This is a genomic window from Caldalkalibacillus mannanilyticus JCM 10596 (assembly GCF_000615945.1).
GTDB classification, from domain to species: Bacteria; Bacillota; Bacilli; order Caldalkalibacillales; family JCM-10596; genus Bacillus_AT; species Bacillus_AT mannanilyticus.
On record NZ_BAMO01000020.1, the window covers coordinates 1 to 15,547 of the forward strand.

Annotated in this window: 16 protein-coding genes and 1 riboswitch; of the genes, 5 read left to right on the forward strand and 11 right to left on the reverse strand. The window is 40.4% G+C overall.

Translation table 11 applies throughout. The annotated features are described in order from the left end of the window. On the forward strand, positions 1-594 hold a 594-nt coding region (locus tag JCM10596_RS11925; protein WP_025027323.1), incomplete at its 5' end, for an ABC transporter permease. Between the two features lie 5 nt (positions 595-599). Here the strand turns inward: JCM10596_RS11925 and JCM10596_RS11930 are convergent. The 7 genes from JCM10596_RS11930 to JCM10596_RS11955 all read right to left on the reverse strand — a co-directional run bounded on the left by JCM10596_RS11930 (position 600) and on the right by JCM10596_RS11955 (position 6,304). Beyond that, positions 600-995, reverse strand: coding sequence for a phage holin family protein (locus JCM10596_RS11930; protein ID WP_025027324.1), 396 nt, complete (start codon positions 993-995; stop codon positions 600-602). A gap of 138 nt (positions 996-1,133) precedes the next feature. Continuing rightward, entirely contained in the window at positions 1,134-2,831 is a 1,698-nt protein-coding gene (locus JCM10596_RS27825) for an ATP-binding protein (protein ID WP_051541282.1), read from the reverse strand. 26 nt (positions 2,832-2,857) lie between these two features. Next, complete coding sequence (locus JCM10596_RS27830; protein ID WP_051541283.1) at positions 2,858-3,250, reverse strand: GAF domain-containing protein; 393 nt, start codon at positions 3,248-3,250, stop codon at positions 2,858-2,860. A gap of 135 nt (positions 3,251-3,385) precedes the next feature. Next, entirely contained in the window at positions 3,386-5,026 is a 1,641-nt protein-coding gene (locus tag JCM10596_RS11940) for a thiamine pyrophosphate-binding protein (RefSeq protein WP_025027325.1), read from the reverse strand. 13 nt (positions 5,027-5,039) lie between these two features. Next, a complete protein-coding gene (locus JCM10596_RS29185) occupies positions 5,040-5,189 on the reverse strand; it encodes a hypothetical protein (protein ID WP_159102352.1) in 150 nt (49 codons plus the stop codon). After that, positions 5,189-5,548, reverse strand: a complete 360-nt coding sequence (locus tag JCM10596_RS11950) for a hypothetical protein (RefSeq protein WP_025027326.1) — start codon at positions 5,546-5,548, stop codon at positions 5,189-5,191. Before JCM10596_RS11950 ends, JCM10596_RS29185 begins: the two co-directional genes overlap by 1 nt. 180 nt (positions 5,549-5,728) lie before the next feature. After that, the gene (locus tag JCM10596_RS11955) at positions 5,729-6,304 is read right to left on the reverse strand and encodes a guanylate kinase (protein ID WP_034681245.1); all 576 of its coding nucleotides are present in this window, start codon (positions 6,302-6,304) and stop codon (positions 5,729-5,731) included. Positions 6,305-6,513: 209 nt separating this feature from the next. After that, positions 6,514-6,597, forward strand: a riboswitch (cyclic di-GMP riboswitch). Positions 6,598-6,610: 13 nt separating this feature from the next. On the opposite strand from JCM10596_RS11955, the gene JCM10596_RS11960 reads away from it, so the two are divergent. Continuing rightward, the gene (locus tag JCM10596_RS11960; protein WP_025027328.1) at positions 6,611-6,922 is read left to right on the forward strand and encodes a hypothetical protein; all 312 of its coding nucleotides are present in this window, start codon (positions 6,611-6,613) and stop codon (positions 6,920-6,922) included. A 108-nt stretch (positions 6,923-7,030) separates the two neighbouring features. On the opposite strand, the gene namA is transcribed toward JCM10596_RS11960, so the two are convergent. Then, positions 7,031-8,038, reverse strand: a complete 1,008-nt coding sequence (gene namA / locus JCM10596_RS11965; RefSeq protein ID WP_034681255.1) for an NADPH dehydrogenase NamA — start codon at positions 8,036-8,038, stop codon at positions 7,031-7,033. Between the two features lie 154 nt (positions 8,039-8,192). Continuing rightward, a complete protein-coding gene (locus tag JCM10596_RS29550) occupies positions 8,193-8,360 on the reverse strand; it encodes a hypothetical protein (RefSeq protein ID WP_159102353.1) in 168 nt (55 codons plus the stop codon). 174 nt (positions 8,361-8,534) lie between these two features. Here JCM10596_RS29550 and JCM10596_RS25250 point away from each other — a divergent pair, with 174 nt between their 5' ends. Both JCM10596_RS25250 and JCM10596_RS11980 read left to right on the forward strand, forming a co-directional pair. Next, positions 8,535-9,419, forward strand: a complete 885-nt coding sequence (locus JCM10596_RS25250; RefSeq protein ID WP_148302586.1) for a DUF8832 domain-containing protein — start codon at positions 8,535-8,537, stop codon at positions 9,417-9,419. A 20-nt stretch (positions 9,420-9,439) separates the two neighbouring features. Then, positions 9,440-10,210: a DUF3050 domain-containing protein gene (locus JCM10596_RS11980; protein WP_025027331.1), complete on the forward strand. Its 771-nt coding sequence runs from the start codon at positions 9,440-9,442 to the stop codon at positions 10,208-10,210. A gap of 60 nt (positions 10,211-10,270) precedes the next feature. On the opposite strand, the gene JCM10596_RS11985 is transcribed toward JCM10596_RS11980, so the two are convergent. Further along, a complete protein-coding gene (locus tag JCM10596_RS11985) occupies positions 10,271-11,344 on the reverse strand; it encodes an HD-GYP domain-containing protein (protein WP_025027332.1) in 1,074 nt (357 codons plus the stop codon). Positions 11,345-11,575: 231 nt separating this feature from the next. Here JCM10596_RS11985 and JCM10596_RS11990 point away from each other — a divergent pair, with 231 nt between their 5' ends. After that, the gene (locus JCM10596_RS11990; protein WP_025027333.1) at positions 11,576-12,715 is read left to right on the forward strand and encodes a M20 peptidase aminoacylase family protein; all 1,140 of its coding nucleotides are present in this window, start codon (positions 11,576-11,578) and stop codon (positions 12,713-12,715) included. Positions 12,716-12,825: 110 nt separating this feature from the next. Here JCM10596_RS11990 and acnA read toward each other — a convergent pair whose 3' ends face one another. Further along, entirely contained in the window at positions 12,826-15,528 is a 2,703-nt protein-coding gene (gene acnA / locus JCM10596_RS11995; RefSeq protein WP_025027334.1) for an aconitate hydratase AcnA, read from the reverse strand. Positions 15,529-15,547: the final 19 nt, after the last annotated feature.

Here is a 15,547-nt window from a genome sequence, read left to right on the forward strand (position 1 = left end):
GCTTGGCAGTCTCAGAGTCAAAATGGTTTTCATTGGCTCCATTTGATTGAAATGGAGAAGAGGCTTGAAGGTAGATTTTATCGATTTGCCAGTTTGTTTGTGGATGTTCCGCACCTACAAAGTAATGTGCGAAATAGACAGTGGCTAGCTTTTGTCACTCGTTTCTTTCCGTTCACCTCTGCCTCTGCCTATAAGTATTTATATCTAAAAACGTTTGTTAGAGCCAATGAATATCTGGGGATCTATATACGCTTAACAATCATTGGGGCAGTGGTCGTATACTGGATTCCTGACCTTTACGGGAAGGTGATTGCGTATACCTTGTTTCTATTTATGATGAGCATACAGATCAAGGCGTTATTCCTACACCATCAACATCAATTTTGGTTTCGATTGTTCCCTCTGCCCCAAACTCAATTAAAGAAGGATTTTCAATGGTTGAACGGACTTTTGTTATTTGTACAGTCTGTGATCATGTATCTTCCTATTTTATGGCTGGAAGGTTCGTTTTTGATTGTTGCTTTACCTGCAATAGGACTGATTTATTCTTTTGTCTATAGTTCAGTCTACCTTTCTAAGGTGTTAAAAACCTAGTAAAGCTACTTTTTGTTTCGAAGCACGACTATGGCTTTTTTTAATCGCTGGGGAACAGGGATACCCGCACGACCGGCATTTTCAATAATGCTTAACATTTCATTAGCAATATAGAAATAGATCGTCATATCACGAATCATCATTGTTTGACCCAGGATCACATCGATGAGGTGTGCCACGGCGACGATGGCAAAAATAAGGACCTTTTTGGCAATTCCTTTAAAGCCATGGGCACTTGAAAGATTACCTTCAATGAATGAGGCAAGAATGCCTGTCAAATAATCTATGATAACCATAGCAAGAAGGGTCGTTAATAAACCTGTCCAACTTCCAAAAAGAAAAGAAGCAAGGGCGCCGCCAAACAGTATAAGTGTTTTAAAAATCGTTTCCCAACTTGGCATATTAACACCTCCGTATGGTATATTCTATGAAAAAAAGACAAAGTCGTTCGATACAAAAAAGAAACTGGACGTCCTAAAATGTACCGATTCCAAGGGACATTTTAGCCATTCCAGTTTCTTCTTTTTAGTTAGGAGAAATTAGATCTCGTTGATATGAGTGAAGCTTTGACGAAGAGGGAGGGTCACTTCGACTTTAGTCCCTCTGTTTTTTCTGCTCTTAAAAGAGATTTCCCCCTGATGGTCCTTAATAATCTTAAAACTAACCATTAAACCTAATCCAGAACCTTTTTCTTTCGTCGTATAGAAGGGTTCACCAAGCTGTGCCATTCTCTCTTCTGGAATACCAAAGCCCTGATCGATAAAACGAATAGACACATGATGTAGGGCTTGTTGAGCTACTTTAATCTTGACTCTACCCCCTTGAGGCATGGCTTCAATAGCATTTTTTAAAATATTAATGAATGCCTGTTTCAGTTGATTTTCTACACAGTAAATGAGGATGGAATCCGATTGAGATTCAATCATGATATCTACATTTTGTACAATTGCCTGTGATTGAAGTAAAGTGAGAACATTATGTAGGATATCAAACAAATCCTTCTTTTCATAGTGGATGACCTGAGGTTTAGATAGAAATAGAAACTCACTAGCAATGGCATTAATGCGATCTAATTCTGAAAGCATGATCTGAAAATATTCATTGCATTCTTGTTGCGGCGTGGATTGTAAGAGCTGTAGAAACCCCTTCAATGAAGTGAGGGGATTTCGGATTTCATGTGCCACTCCCGCAGCTAATTCACCTAATACAGTGAGCTTGTCTGCTTTACGGAGGAGATCTTCCGTTTTCTTTCTCTCAGTGATATCTTTAAACGTTACGACCGTTCCAACTCTTTTTTGATTTTCGAATATGGGAGTAGTAAGGTATTCAACTGGAAAATAGGTGTTATTTTTTCTCTTGTAGTGATGCTCATTTTCTGCGGAAACAAATCGTTCTTGTTTTTGTCCGATAAGCTCTTCTACTGTATACCCTAGAGTGGCTGCGGCGACAGGATTACAGAATGTGATGGTTCCTTCTAAATCCAGCCCATATATTCCTTCTCCGGCAGAGTTTAGAATCAGTTCCTTTTGGTGACTTAGACGTTGATTTTCAATTAATGCTTGCTCTAGCTTTTGATTTTTTTCATAAAGCTCTGTTGTTCTTGCATTGATAATGATTTCTAGATGTTCCATTCGGATGACATTGGCAAGAGCTGTTGCTGTCGCATCAATGATGGATTGAGCAAGGTGGAGATCCTGTTGCGCGTATTCTTCTTTCTCAAAGGTGACAACAGAGATGGTCCCCAGTACTTCACCAGTAGCGACAAGGGGGAAGGTGATGATCCCTTTTATACCGAAGAGTGAGCAAAGATTCTTATCAGGACGTGAATCGAGTTCGATATCAGGGATATAGAGTAGCTTCTTAGAGGACACTACCTCTTGGAAAACCGGATCGGCCCTGTAATCCGTTCGATGCCTCTCAAGGATGTGCTTCCACTTTTCTTCTGACCATTCGCTTTCCCTGCATAGCTTGACAGGGCGAAAATTGGTATCAATGGAGTCGGATAAATGGACACCTATGTTTCTATTGTTGAGTACCTGACCGACGTACAGAAAACAGGTTTGCAGAACTTCTTCTACGGAAGTAAGTAAGGAAAGTTTTTTGGTGACATCTAACAGTTTTTGCTTTTCAGCTAGCAGAGATTGGATGTGGTTGAATTGATTTGAGTTTCGAATAGCAACAGCAGCCATATTGACATAAGCTTCAATGGCTTCGATTTCTGAGGAGGTTAGGTTCATAGGTTTACCATAATCAAATAAAAAGACTAAACATAGAGCTCTGACCCATAGCAGATCGGCAACCCTAGTAAGGACTTGATCTTAAATACATGAATGGGGGATGGATCAGGTCTAGGATCAACTGAGGTATCAGGAATATAGATGCTCACCATGGTTTTAATAATCTCTCTGGCAAGTAGATCTTTTTCGGGGTCAATGATCATTTGATCGATGGTCTTGTTGTCAATATAGGATGGTTTACTAACATACCCTCTGAAGGTTCCATCTGCTTGCGGTAGATAGATTCCTACAGAGTCACACCGAACGACTTCCTCGGAAATGGCTGTAACAACGTATTCTAATGTTACCTTAAGATCAAGGTTGGAGTTGATCAATTGAGTAATATTAGCAAGACGTGCATATCGAGTATGTTCTGGCATTATGGTTTTTCCCCTTCTTTATATAGAAATTGGTAAGGATGAAACAGGATGTTTTCATGATAAGTAAGTTCGACAGTTCTACGTTAAATCCTTTTACTATTTTCTATTTAAATGGAATATATTATAATTTCACTTCTATTTTTGGAAGGAAGAAAGGAATTTTACACGATCTCCCATTGGAGGAGTGTTGTTATCAACCAAGGCAACTTCTAAAATAGCAGGTCCATCTAAAGTGATGAGTCGTGTAATCTCTTCTTCCTTTAAATCTTCCAGTTTATCGATTCGATAGGATGGGATTCCTAATTCCTTAGCTAGGTTGCTAATATGAATTGGACTCTGTTCAAAGCGTGGATGACTGCGCTGATATTGCAGGTTATGACCATGATAAACCATTCCTAAGCGCGCATTATTCATAACAACAAATAAAATAGGAAGCTGGTACTCTTTTGCTGTTAGAATCTCCATTCCATGCATAAAAAAGCAACCGTCCCCTGTGATAGATACAATAGGTCTGCTAGGGTCTGCGAGATATATTCCAATTGCCGAGCTAATACCATAGCCCATAGGTCCAAAATGAACATTAATTTCAAAGGAGTCAACCTCTTTTACAGCCATATAATGAATGACATAGGACATAAACTCCCCAATATCGACGGTGTAACGGGTATGATCTGGTAGGTAATCTTGTAAAGCCTGCAATAGGGTTTGAGTATTGTACTCCCAAGGCTCTCGAGACATCGAAGGTTCATGTACACTGGAGAAATTATCTTTTTTAGCAAGCCCAAGTTGATTCAGTTGGTTGCATAATGCTTTCAAGGTTTCTTCTGCACTGGCATGAACAGGGAAATCGATCTCATACTTACGTTGAAATACGGAGGAGTCCATATCGATTTGGACAACAAAACGATCCTTGGTTAATTCTGGATTCCAATTACTGGTGGCTGTTTCTCCTAGACTTGAGCCGATGATGACAAGAGCAGTTGCATTGGGATTCTGGATAATCCTCGTGGCAGATTCATGTCCAGCGAAGCCGAAAACACCATAATGCAAAGGATGTGAATCAGGGACAAACCCTTTTGCTTGTGGAGTAGTAAGGATGGGCCAATTCAATAATTCAGCCAAATGAATGGCTTCTGCTATTGCTTGTTTTGCCCCTTGTCCAATAAAAATAATGCCTAACTCATGTTTGGTTAATGCTTGTGCTAGTGTTTCAATGGTGGTAGTGGGAGCTGTCAAGGGCTGTCTGAGTGGAAAGGAAGGGATCTCCTGAGGTTCTATTTCACTAAGCTGAATATCAATCGGCATTTCAATATGAACAGGACCAGGAATGTTAGAAAAGGCAATATCAACCGCTTTCCTGACCTCTGGTAGTAAATCTTCGCTCTTCTCAACGGAAATACTGTATTTGGTCACAGGCTGAAAAAGGGGGACTGCCGAAAGCTCTTGAGAAGCATTTAATCCCATTGTACGTACAGGAACAGCTCCAGTTAGAAAGAGGACAGGCAGTTGTTCTCTCATAGCATGTGCGGCTCCACTAAGCAGATTTGTACTTCCTGGACCACTACAGCCAATACAAACTCCTAGATGTTGGGTGTACTTGGCATAGGCAGCTGCCATATAGGAGGCGGCTCCTTCATGCTTGGTGATGATAGGGGTGATATGAGGTATTTCATATAATTCATCAAACAAGGCATTGACCGACCCAGCAGGAATTCCAAATAGATATTGAACTCCTCCTTGGGATAAATAGTCAAGTACAGCTCGAACGGATTTCATTTGAACTCCTCCTTTATCTTACATGTTTTAGTAAGCATGTAGCTGTCGTATTGGCAATCGTTTGAGCTTGTTCAATTTGATCAGAGGTATAGAGAAACTTTGATCCAATTCCTACCACGATGATCACTCCGATGGCGAAATCTTCAACGAAAAGAGGAAGCATCAGCATACTCTCCACACCAAATTGACGACAAGCATTGTGACAGGACGATGATCTAATTCAACATCGGGGACTAGGATCGATTGTTTACCTTGGATAGCTTCTTGAAATAAAAGATCATTTTCATAATCCAACCTAATTTGGCGATGTCTAGATTTCCATGTATCTTCATCGAAGACGCTTCGCTTATGCATGACAGCAGGTTGAAAGTCAGTATGTTTATTCATTTTCATATGAACGGCAATATTCTGATTCCCGAGAACCTGTGATAGGTGGTGAAAGGAAACCTGCAAGATTTCTTCCAAACTAGAACACGTTTCCATTTTACTAGTAAGCTGTTGCACCATATCCAATTGTAACAATCAAACCCCTCCCCACATTATGACAAATATACAATCAAGAAACCTATTCAACACAAAAATCCAAAACTCCTTTTTTTGTGATGTATTTTTATAAAAAAAAACGAATAATCTGTCAAAAAAATGTAGACAAAAAAAAGAAGGGTGCTGCCCCCTCTTTTTCGATTATCCTATCATTACATATTAATATTTACTATCTGGATGATGTGAGATTCCTAAGAACGTTTCAATACGACTGGTTAATTCCTGAGCCGAGCTTGCCAAATCATAGTTTGGAATAGCAATATCACATTCGGATTGATAGCCCATAATTTCGTCATAATGGCTAAGGTGTCGATCCACTGATTGTTGGTCATCCCCACGAGCGAACTGTCTCTGGGTTACTGTGTCTCGATCTGCATAAATAAAAATCGTTAATGTTTTGTCAAAAAGCTTTTTAAACATTTCACAGCCTTCAGGACTAAGGATTGCAAAAAAGCTGCCGTAATCTTTTAGTAAACGCTCACAATCTGTTTTTTTAATTCCATAGTGGATGCCATCAGAGGTAAAAATCTCGATGAATTCGCCATTCTCTTCCATTGCCTTGAAGGCTTCGGTACTAATAAAAAAATACTCTTTTCCTTCCGTTTCCTTTTCTCGTTTTGGACGAGTAGTATAAGAAACCACTCTTGGTATTTGTAAGGTGATGCCGATTGCTTCAGCTAACGTGTGGCGGCCTGATCCATCTGGACCTACGAACAATAACGCTCTTCCTTCCATTACTATCTCCTCCAAACTTGTAATTGTTCCTTACTGTATGACAGATACAAGTAAGTCATTTCTGTTATTATAACACTTTTGATACCAAAACAGTAGTTCTGCTCATCATATTTAGCTAATAATTGTTTTCAAGGAATCATTTCCCACTAAAAAAAGGAGCATGGAGCATGAAACAGCAGCAGGAAAATGGTATAATTGTCATACAGAGAACCGTAACAGGGCAAACTTATTGAAAAATAAGGACGCAAAACTATAGGGCTACAGCACTTATGCCAAGCCAGCCAGATGCCGGGAGGAGATCGTACCATGAATGAGTTAATCAAAGCAATTAAGGATTTCGAAAGCTTGTTAGAGAAGCACCCAGATGATTCAAAATCGGTTCATGCTTTCAACCATTTTCTCCGTTATTTTCTTCGTATAAAAACAAAGGCAAATTGCAATCTTCCTTCTATTGAAATCATGACCATCCTAAAGCATCGTAAGCCAGTCGTCTATATGCTGATGAGACGCCAAGCACAAAAGAGTGGTGCTCTAGGGATGCTTACTTATCTGGAGATGGATTTAGAGGAAGCGAATAGAAGAATTGACGAAATTAAAAAAAGCAAATGTTATCATTAACCTTGTGTATCGTTTCTCTATAGAGAGTGGGTCGAAAGCGTGGCTGCTCACCTACTATGAACAAAGGCAGATCTGATATGAATCATCATATCAAGTCTGCCTTTTTTTCTACCAAGCACGACCATACTGCTTGGGTGCAGGTAAGGAATATCCCAACTCTTTGGCTGCTCTAAGAGGCCAATAAGGATCTCTTAATAGCTCTCTTGCCACAAAGATGAGATCAGCTCGATGATTCTGCAATATTTCTTCGGCTTGAAGTCCGCTCGTAATCAAACCCACCGCACCTGTACTGATTTGCGCTTGATTCTTGATCTGATCAGCAAAAGGAACCTGGTATCCTGGAAAAACAGAGATGGGAACAGGAACAACGGCTCCTGAGCTACAATCAATAAGATCGACACCCTCTTCTTTCAATTGCTGTGCCATGCGAACATAGTCCTCTACCGCTAATCCGTTCGGATGATAATCACTAGCAGAAACACGGACAAACAAGGGACCACTCCAAATCTCTCTAATCTCTTCTATTATTTCTTTTAGAAAACGAAACCTTCCTTGTGCATCCCTTCCGTACTCATCCTGTCTGTGATTGGTTAAGGGAGAGAGAAACTGATTGATTAAATAGCCATGCGCTGCATGCACTTCAATGATGTCAAATCCTGCGGTTTTAGCTCTCCTTGCTGCTTCTTTAAAGGCGCTGATCGTTTCCTTCACTTCTTTCAGGGACATTTGTTGAGGAGTTTTCAGCTTCTCGTCAAAAGGGATCGCAGATGGGGCAATAATAGGTCCTTCTACAGTCGCTTTTCGACCTGCATGAGCCAATTGAATAGCCGTCTTTGATCCTTGCTGTTGGATCAAATCGACCAAACGTGAGAAGTCTTTTATATGTCGGTCATCCCAGATTCCTAGATCGAGAGAAGAAATCCGTCCTTGAGGAGTAACAGCCGTTGCTTCAATCATAATTAACCCAACCTGACCTACAGCTCGGCTGACATAATGCTGGACATGCCATTCTGTTAGGCTGCCATCCTCCTGCTGAGCGGAATACATACACATAGGCGACATAACGATTCGGTTTTTGAGTGTGACATTTCGTATTGTAAGGGGTGAAAATAACATATTCATGGATTGAAAGCCTCCTTCTATTGATTTGCTCTTCTCATGATGACAAGAATATTCTATCATAGGAGAATAAGAACCCATAAAAGAATGCTTGCACTACAATCCATTCAGGGGATTGGGTGGAATATAGAAAGAAAAACAACAGCTCTTCTTAACGATTGAGCTGTTGTTTTTTTTGTTCTATGTATGTTAGTTTTTGACGAAGTTGTTGCTCTGTTTGGTTTCCTTGGATGAACTCCATAATAGAGAGTAATGATCTTCCTTTCATGTGTCCATTCGAAGGAGGAGTAAGAGTGTGGTTGAGTTTGAATGATTTCATAAGTAACCCATTTCCTTTCTCTGAATCTAGTATAGTGTATGCCTAATAAGTGAGAATTATTCAATTGGATAAATAAGTAGGTGAGAATGGGGAATTTGAGCTATGTTTGCATACCCATGGAGGGTATATTATAATGAGAGGAAAGCAAGAGGTTCAAAAGAAAGAGTGTTAAGATTGGAGGACATTGAGGATGAATCAAAAGAAAAAATGGATCATAATGGGCTTGTGTATGTATCCCTGATTATCGTTGGATACTATACCTACGCCTATTTGGTCATGGATCGTTCGGGTCATGTATCGCATGAAGAAACTGAAAATATGGATCATCATCCAGAGCAGGATGAAGGAGGCGATGAACAGGGAGGGCATGATCATGGTCAGGAGGAGAGTCATAGCGACCATGCTACTCATGCCAGTGGGGCAAGTGAGGTAATCCCTAAGCTTAATTATGATGGTCAGAAGCTAAGCATTTTCTTTCAAAATCTTGAAGGTCAGCTCGTCACAGAGCTGAAAATGAACCATGAAAGGCTAGTACATCTCATCCTTATCAGTGATGACTTAGAAGAGTATCTCCATCTTCATCCTACCGCTGTAGGGGATGGCACATTCCAAGTCGAAGTAGAACTGGCTACAGGAAGCTATAAATTATTTGCCGATATTCTCCCTGTAGGTTATAAATATGAAGTAGAGGGTATTCCTCTGGTAGTAGGGCATGATCACGGTAAGCAAGAACCACAGCTCGTTACTGGTCGGGAACTTATTCAACAAATAGAAGGGTATAAGGTGTCATTGCTTCCTTTTTCCATGAAAAAAGGGGAGCCAATCAAATTAGAATTTGTGATTGAGGGAGGGACTCCAGAGCCTTACTTAGGAGCTTTAGGGCATGTGGTCATTGTGAATGAATCACTAGAAGAGTTTCTTCATGTTCATCCATCCTCTAAGAATAGCACTATTTTTGACACCAGTTTCCCAAATACAGGTTTTTATAAGATTTTTGCCGAGTTCCAATTCCAAGGGAAGGTGTATGCTTTTCCGTTTGTTATTCAGATCGAATCATAAGACAGAAAGGACAGACCGAGATGAAAACAGTAGATGTACAAAAGCTAACTGAAGTTAGGGATCAATTATTGAGTCATGAGGTGTACACCCAAACCAACACACCAGAACGGATTAAACTATTTATGGAATACCATGTGTTTGCGGTCTGGGATTTTATGAACCTGTTAAAAAGACTACAACAGTCCTTAACTTGTTTATCTCTTCCTTGGATGCCAGAAAAGCATGCCCAATATGCGCGATTTATTAATGAAATTGTGCTTGGAGAAGAAACAGATGAGGATGGAGAAGGGGGATATATCAGCCATTTTGAATTATACCTTCAGGCGATGAAAGAGGTTGGAGCCAACACCAAACCAATAGAGGGATATTTGGAGCGCTTGCAGCAGAATATGAATCCTTTTGATGCTCTAAAAGCCGATGACATTCCAGAGAGTGTACAACAGTTTGTCCACCATACATTACATACTGCTTATGAAGGAGAGATTCATGAAGTAGCGGCTTCCTTCTTCTTTGGGCGAGAGGATATTATTCCGAAGATGTTCAGCCATTTGGTTCAGGAAACGGAGAGAGAGAATAAAAGTGCAAAGAAATTAAACTATTATTTGCATCGTCATATTGAGCTAGATGGTGATGAACATGGCCCATTGGCTGAGAAGCTATTACAATCGTTGTGTGCTGGAGAACAGGAAAAGATAGAGCAGGCAGAACAAGTGGCTATTGAATCCTTACAGAAGAGAATTGAGCTCTGGAACGGAGTGCTTGAGGAGTACAGTAGGCGAGAAAGCATATAAGGGGCACATACAAAAAGGGGATCGAAGAATGATCCCCTTTGATCTTACTTCCTGCCCCCATTAGTTAGAGGAAGCAATATCGACTATCTGAATATGACGTTCAACTCGTAGATCAAGATATTCATTCTCCACTTTGATGAGTGGGCGATGAGGCTCTTCAGGAAAAATATAAACTATCTCACCTGATTTTCCATTGTCTAGCAGGGCTTGATCACCTACTGAGCTATTGGCTAAATAGCGAACAAAGGGAACAACGATTTCAGGATTGAAATTTCCTTTGTAAATTCCCTGCATCAGCTCATTTGCTGCATAATATGGAGAAGACTTCAATTTGTAGATTCGATCCGAACAAATCGCATCATACGTATCTGCCACAGATAGAATCTGGATCATGAAAGGAATTTCTCCTTCTTTTAGACGATAGGGATATCCGCTTCCATCTAATCGCTCATGGTGATAGAGTGCTCCTTCATAGATTAGCTCTGATACACCTTCCATCTTCTTGAGTATTTCGTACCCATAAACAGTATGAAGCTTAATGGCATCAAATTCTTCTTGGGATAGATTGCCTGGTTTATTTAAGATGTCATCATGTACTCTTAGTTTTCCTATATCGTGTAATAAACCCATTTGTCCCAATAAATATTGTTCATTTTTAGATAAGCCGAGGATTTTTCCGATGACCCCTGATAATAGCCCGACATTAATGCTATGCCTATAGGTGTATTCATCATGCCCCTTGATTTTATGAAGAGGATGGAACAAGAAGCTATATTCTAATGTTCTTTCTAATAAAGGTGAGTAAGTTTCCATAAAGTCGCTTAAGGGACATATTTTATCATTTACAGATTGTTGAAATAAGCCTTTAATTGTATCAAGACAATACAAATAATGATCTTTCAGTTCATAATCATTATGTGCCCATAAATCTTTTATCTGTGTAGTTACTTTCTTTGATACAGAATGGACCTCATCATAAACCTCAATCTCAACAATTTGGCGGTTTAAAAGCATGGTAATATCCGCTGCATCAAGCTTAGTTCCTTGGCTCAATAATAAAAGACCGTTATCCGAAAAAATATCTTTCGACAGCATATGATCAATGAGATGATACGAAGTTGTTTTTAATGACATAGCAATAACACTCCCTATTTAACATATATCTGATGGACAAATAAAAATATATGAACGAAAAAAATAGCGGGAATAACGGTGGTTAGAGGGATTCATGTGTATAGAATAAATTTCGACTTTAATATTATTCGACAAAAGAAGCATATATCCTGCTCATACCACTTTGATCATAAAAAAAGTGTACGATTCGCCGATACTATATATAACAAATTGAAGAAAGTTGTGAGTACGATGAAAAAGATGCTCAAAAAACTAAAACCTCAAGTGATGCAAATTTTTCACCATTTACATCGTCATCCTGAAATTAGTTGGAAGGAATACAAAACAACGGAATACATTGCCCAATTCTTGCAAAACAATGGCTGTCAGGTACGGACTTTTTCTGATTGCACCGGGGTCGTTGGGGAGTGGGGATCAGGCTCTCCTACCATTGCTTTACGAGCAGATATGGACGCTTTATGGCAATCCGTCAATGGTTCTTTTCAAGCGAATCATTCCTGCGGTCATGATGCTCATATGACCATGGTTTTAGGGACCATCCTGCTGCTTAAGGAAATGTCATTTGCACCTAAAGGGAAGCTGAAATTAATTTTTCAGCCGGCAGAGGAAAAAGGAGCGGGTGCTTTAAGGATGATTGAAAAAGGATTGATCGATGATGTCGATTACCTCTATGGTGTCCATCTGCGTCCTTCTCAAGAAGTTGAAAACAGAAAAGCGGCTCCTGCTATTATTCATGGTGCTAGTCAGAAGATCACTGGCGAAATTATTGGGCAAGAAGCTCATGGAGCTAAGCCGCATTTAGGGATTAATGCTATTGAGGTAGGAGCTTCTGTAGTGAACGCTCTAGGCAAAATTCATGTTGATCCCATGATTCCTTATTCTGTGAAAATGACACGATTTCAAGCTGGAGGGGAAAGCGGCAATATTATTCCCGGTTATGCTCAGTTTACCCTAGATTTACGTGCCCAAACGAATCAACAAATGGAAGCCTTATTTCAGAAGGTAGAGAAGGTTGTCAAAGTGATTGCGGAGCTATATAGTGTTGAGATTGCTTTAGAATACGGTTTTCGCTTAGTTGCTGCGGAGGTTAATGATGAAGCGAAGAAAATCATGTCTAAATCAATTGTAGAAGCCTTGGGTAAAGCTAATCTGATTCCACCTGTGGTTACATCTGGAGGAGAGGATTTTCATTTCTATATACAGAAACGTCCTGAGTTAAAGGCAACGATGCTCGGCTTAGGCTGTGACTTATACCCTGGACTTCACCATCCTGAGATGACATTTGATCGAGAGGCACTATTAGTGGGAATTGAAATTCTAACGAAAACCGTTCTGCAAACATTTGAACAGTGGACGCCTACTCAGGAATAAATAGCTCTAATGATTCTAAAAACAAAATAGTAAAGAAAAGAAAATCCCTATTGCCTCGCCCATCAACATGGGTTCAGCAATAGGGATTTTGTTTATTCATGATCTATTGACTATTGAGCCAATTGACGAAGAACAGTTTGAAGAATTCCACCATTACGGTAGTAATCTACATCCACTGCACTATCTAGACGAACGATACAATCGAATTCAAAGCTAGAGCCATCTTCACGAGTAGCTGTTACCTTAATGTTTTGACCAGGCTTCACATCGTTAGAAAGTCCAAGAATGTCGAAGGTTTCTTTTCCAGTTAGTCCTAATGATTGCCAGCTCGCTCCATTGGCAAACTGAAGAGGAAGAACACCCATACCTACTAGGTTACTACGGTGAATACGCTCGAAGCTTTCAGCGATAACCGCTTTAACGCCTAGTAAATAGGTTCCCTTAGCTGCCCAGTCACGAGAGCTTCCTGTACCGTATTCTTTCCCAGCTAGGACAACAAGAGGAGTACCAGAAGCTTGATACTTCATCGAGGCATCATACACGCTCATCACTTCATTTGTTGGGAAGTAGGTTGTGTAACCTCCCTCTGTTCCTGGAGCCACTTGGTTACGAATACGAATGTTAGCAAATGTTCCGCGCATCATGACTTCATGATGTCCACGACGAGAACCATAAGAGTTAAAGTCAACTGGCTTTACTCCTTTATCTTGAAGGTATAAGCCTGCTGGAGAATCTGCTTTGATATTACCTGCTGGTGAAATATGGTCTGTGGTAATGGAATCACCAAGCATTAATAAGGTTCTTGCTCCCTTCACTTCTTGAATGTCACCTACTTCAAGACCTAGGTTTGTAAAGAATGGAGGTTCTGCAATATAGGTGGATTCTTGATCCCACTCGTAAATCTTTCCTTCAGGAATTTCGATTTTGTTCCATACTTCGTTGGCATTAAACACGTTTGCATATTGAGCTTTAAATAACTCAGGACGTACAGCCTTCTTCATAGCATCTTGAACTTCTTGAGAAGTAGGCCAGATGTCTTTTAGGTACACAGGATTTCCATCTTTGTCTGTTCCTAAAGCATCTTTTGTTAAATCAATATTTACCGTTCCAGCTAGGGCATAAGCAATGACAAGAGGAGGAGAAGCTAAGTAATTGGCTTTGACTTGGGCGTGTACACGTCCTTCAAAGTTACGGTTTCCTGAAAGAACGGCAGAAACGGTAAGGTCTCCATCTGAAATTCCTTGCCCTACTTCATCTGGTAATGGACCTGAGTTACCGATACAGGTCGTACAGCCATATCCAGCTACATGGAAGCCTAATGCTTCAAGAGGCTCTAATAAGTTGGCTTCTACTAGATAATCTGTTACCACACGTGAACCAGGAGCTAAACTGCTCTTGACGTAAGGAGGCTTGGTTAAGCCTTTTTCTACGGCTTTCTGAGCTACAAGACCAGCTCCAATAAGTACGCTTGGATTGGACGTATTGGTACAGCTTGTAATTGCCGCAATGACCACGTCTCCATGAGAAAGTTTCGATTTTTCTCCATTTGGATGAGTAAGTGGAACCTTCTTATCTGGATCTGTAATTCCAAATCCACCTTCAGCGACTGGTTTTTGTACAGCATCATTAAAGGTTTGCTTCATAGCTGTAAGCTCGACACGATCCTGAGGACGTTTTGGACCTGCAAGAGAAGGGACGACTGTGGAAAGGTCTAATTCCATTACCTCTGTAAACACAGGATCCGCCATATCATCTGTACGGAACATATTTTGTGCTTTATAGTAGGCTTCAACAAGCTCGATCTGCTCTTCGCTTCTGCCTGTTAAACGCATGTAATTAAGGGCTTCGCTATCTACAGGGAAGAATCCGATGGTTGCCCCATATTCAGGAGCCATGTTCGCTACCGTTGCACGGTCTGCCAGACTCATGGCACTTACTCCAGGACCAAAGAACTCAACAAATTTACCTACTACACCTTTTTTACGTAGAATGTTTGTTACAGTCAGAGCTAAGTCTGTTGCGGTTGCTCCTTCTGCCAGTGTTCCAGTAAGTTTGAAACCAACGACTTCAGGTGTCACGAAATAAAGAGGTTGACCAAGCATTCCTGCTTCAGCTTCAATTCCACCTACACCCCAGCCAACAATTCCAATTCCGTTGATCATTGTTGTATGTGAGTCCGTTCCCACTAGAGAATCTGGGTAAACTACGGTTTCACCATCGATTTCTTGAGTTGCCGCGACAGTGGCAAGATACTCAAGGTTTACCTGGTGTACAATTCCTGTAGCTGGAGGAACAGCTCTGAAATTGTTGAACGCTGTTTGTGCCCAACGAAGGAACTTATATCTTTCCTCATTCCGTTCAAATTCTAAATCCATATTTTTTTGCAATGCGTCTGGGGTACCAAAGGCATCGATCATAACAGAGTGGTCGATAACAAGATCAACAGGAACAAGAGGGTTGATTTTATTAGGATCTCCACCCATTCTTTCCATTGTGGCTCTCATTGCAGCTAGGTCAACGACACAAGGAACGCCTGTAAAATCTTGAAGGACGATACGTGCTGGTTTAAAAGGAATTTCCTTATTCTTATCCTGTCCTTCTGTCCAGTTAGCGATTAAATTGACATGATCGTTTGTGATTGCTCTACCATCAAATTGACGAATCGCCGCTTCTAATAACACTCTAATTGAAAACGGCAGTTTAGAAATTGAGCTGTAGCCACTTTCCTCAAGCTTAGGCAAGGAGTAATAGGTATAGCTTTTCTCACCAACTTGAAGAGAGGACTTGACGTTAAAAGCATCTTTGTTTGCCATGCATGAAACCTCCCATTTC

What these genes read in the sequence shown, in the direction of transcription:
- JCM10596_RS29550 (WP_159102353.1), bottom strand. Translation starts at nt 8,360, where the DNA reads ATGAAATCATTCAAACTCAACCACACTCTTACTCCTCCTTCGAATGGA.
- acnA (WP_025027334.1), bottom strand. Translation starts at nt 15,528, where the DNA reads ATGGCAAACAAAGATGCTTTTAACGTCAAGTCCTCTCTTCAAGTTGGT.
- JCM10596_RS11960 (WP_025027328.1), top strand. Translation starts at nt 6,611, where the DNA reads ATGAATGAGTTAATCAAAGCAATTAAGGATTTCGAAAGCTTGTTAGAG.
- namA (WP_034681255.1), bottom strand. Translation starts at nt 8,038, where the DNA reads ATGTTATTTTCACCCCTTACAATACGAAATGTCACACTCAAAAACCGA.
- JCM10596_RS11940 (WP_025027325.1), bottom strand. Translation starts at nt 5,026, where the DNA reads ATGAAATCCGTTCGAGCTGTACTTGACTATTTATCCCAAGGAGGAGTT.
- JCM10596_RS11990 (WP_025027333.1), top strand. Translation starts at nt 11,576, where the DNA reads ATGAAAAAGATGCTCAAAAAACTAAAACCTCAAGTGATGCAAATTTTT.
- JCM10596_RS27825 (WP_051541282.1), bottom strand. Translation starts at nt 2,831, where the DNA reads ATGAACCTAACCTCCTCAGAAATCGAAGCCATTGAAGCTTATGTCAAT.
- JCM10596_RS11985 (WP_025027332.1), bottom strand. Translation starts at nt 11,344, where the DNA reads ATGTCATTAAAAACAACTTCGTATCATCTCATTGATCATATGCTGTCG.
- JCM10596_RS11930 (WP_025027324.1), bottom strand. Translation starts at nt 995, where the DNA reads ATGCCAAGTTGGGAAACGATTTTTAAAACACTTATACTGTTTGGCGGC.
- JCM10596_RS11980 (WP_025027331.1), top strand. Translation starts at nt 9,440, where the DNA reads ATGAAAACAGTAGATGTACAAAAGCTAACTGAAGTTAGGGATCAATTA.
- JCM10596_RS11955 (WP_034681245.1), bottom strand. Translation starts at nt 6,304, where the DNA reads ATGGAAGGAAGAGCGTTATTGTTCGTAGGTCCAGATGGATCAGGCCGC.
- JCM10596_RS29185 (WP_159102352.1), bottom strand. Translation starts at nt 5,189, where the DNA reads ATGCTTCCTCTTTTCGTTGAAGATTTCGCCATCGGAGTGATCATCGTG.
- JCM10596_RS27830 (WP_051541283.1), bottom strand. Translation starts at nt 3,250, where the DNA reads ATGCCAGAACATACTCGATATGCACGTCTTGCTAATATTACTCAATTG.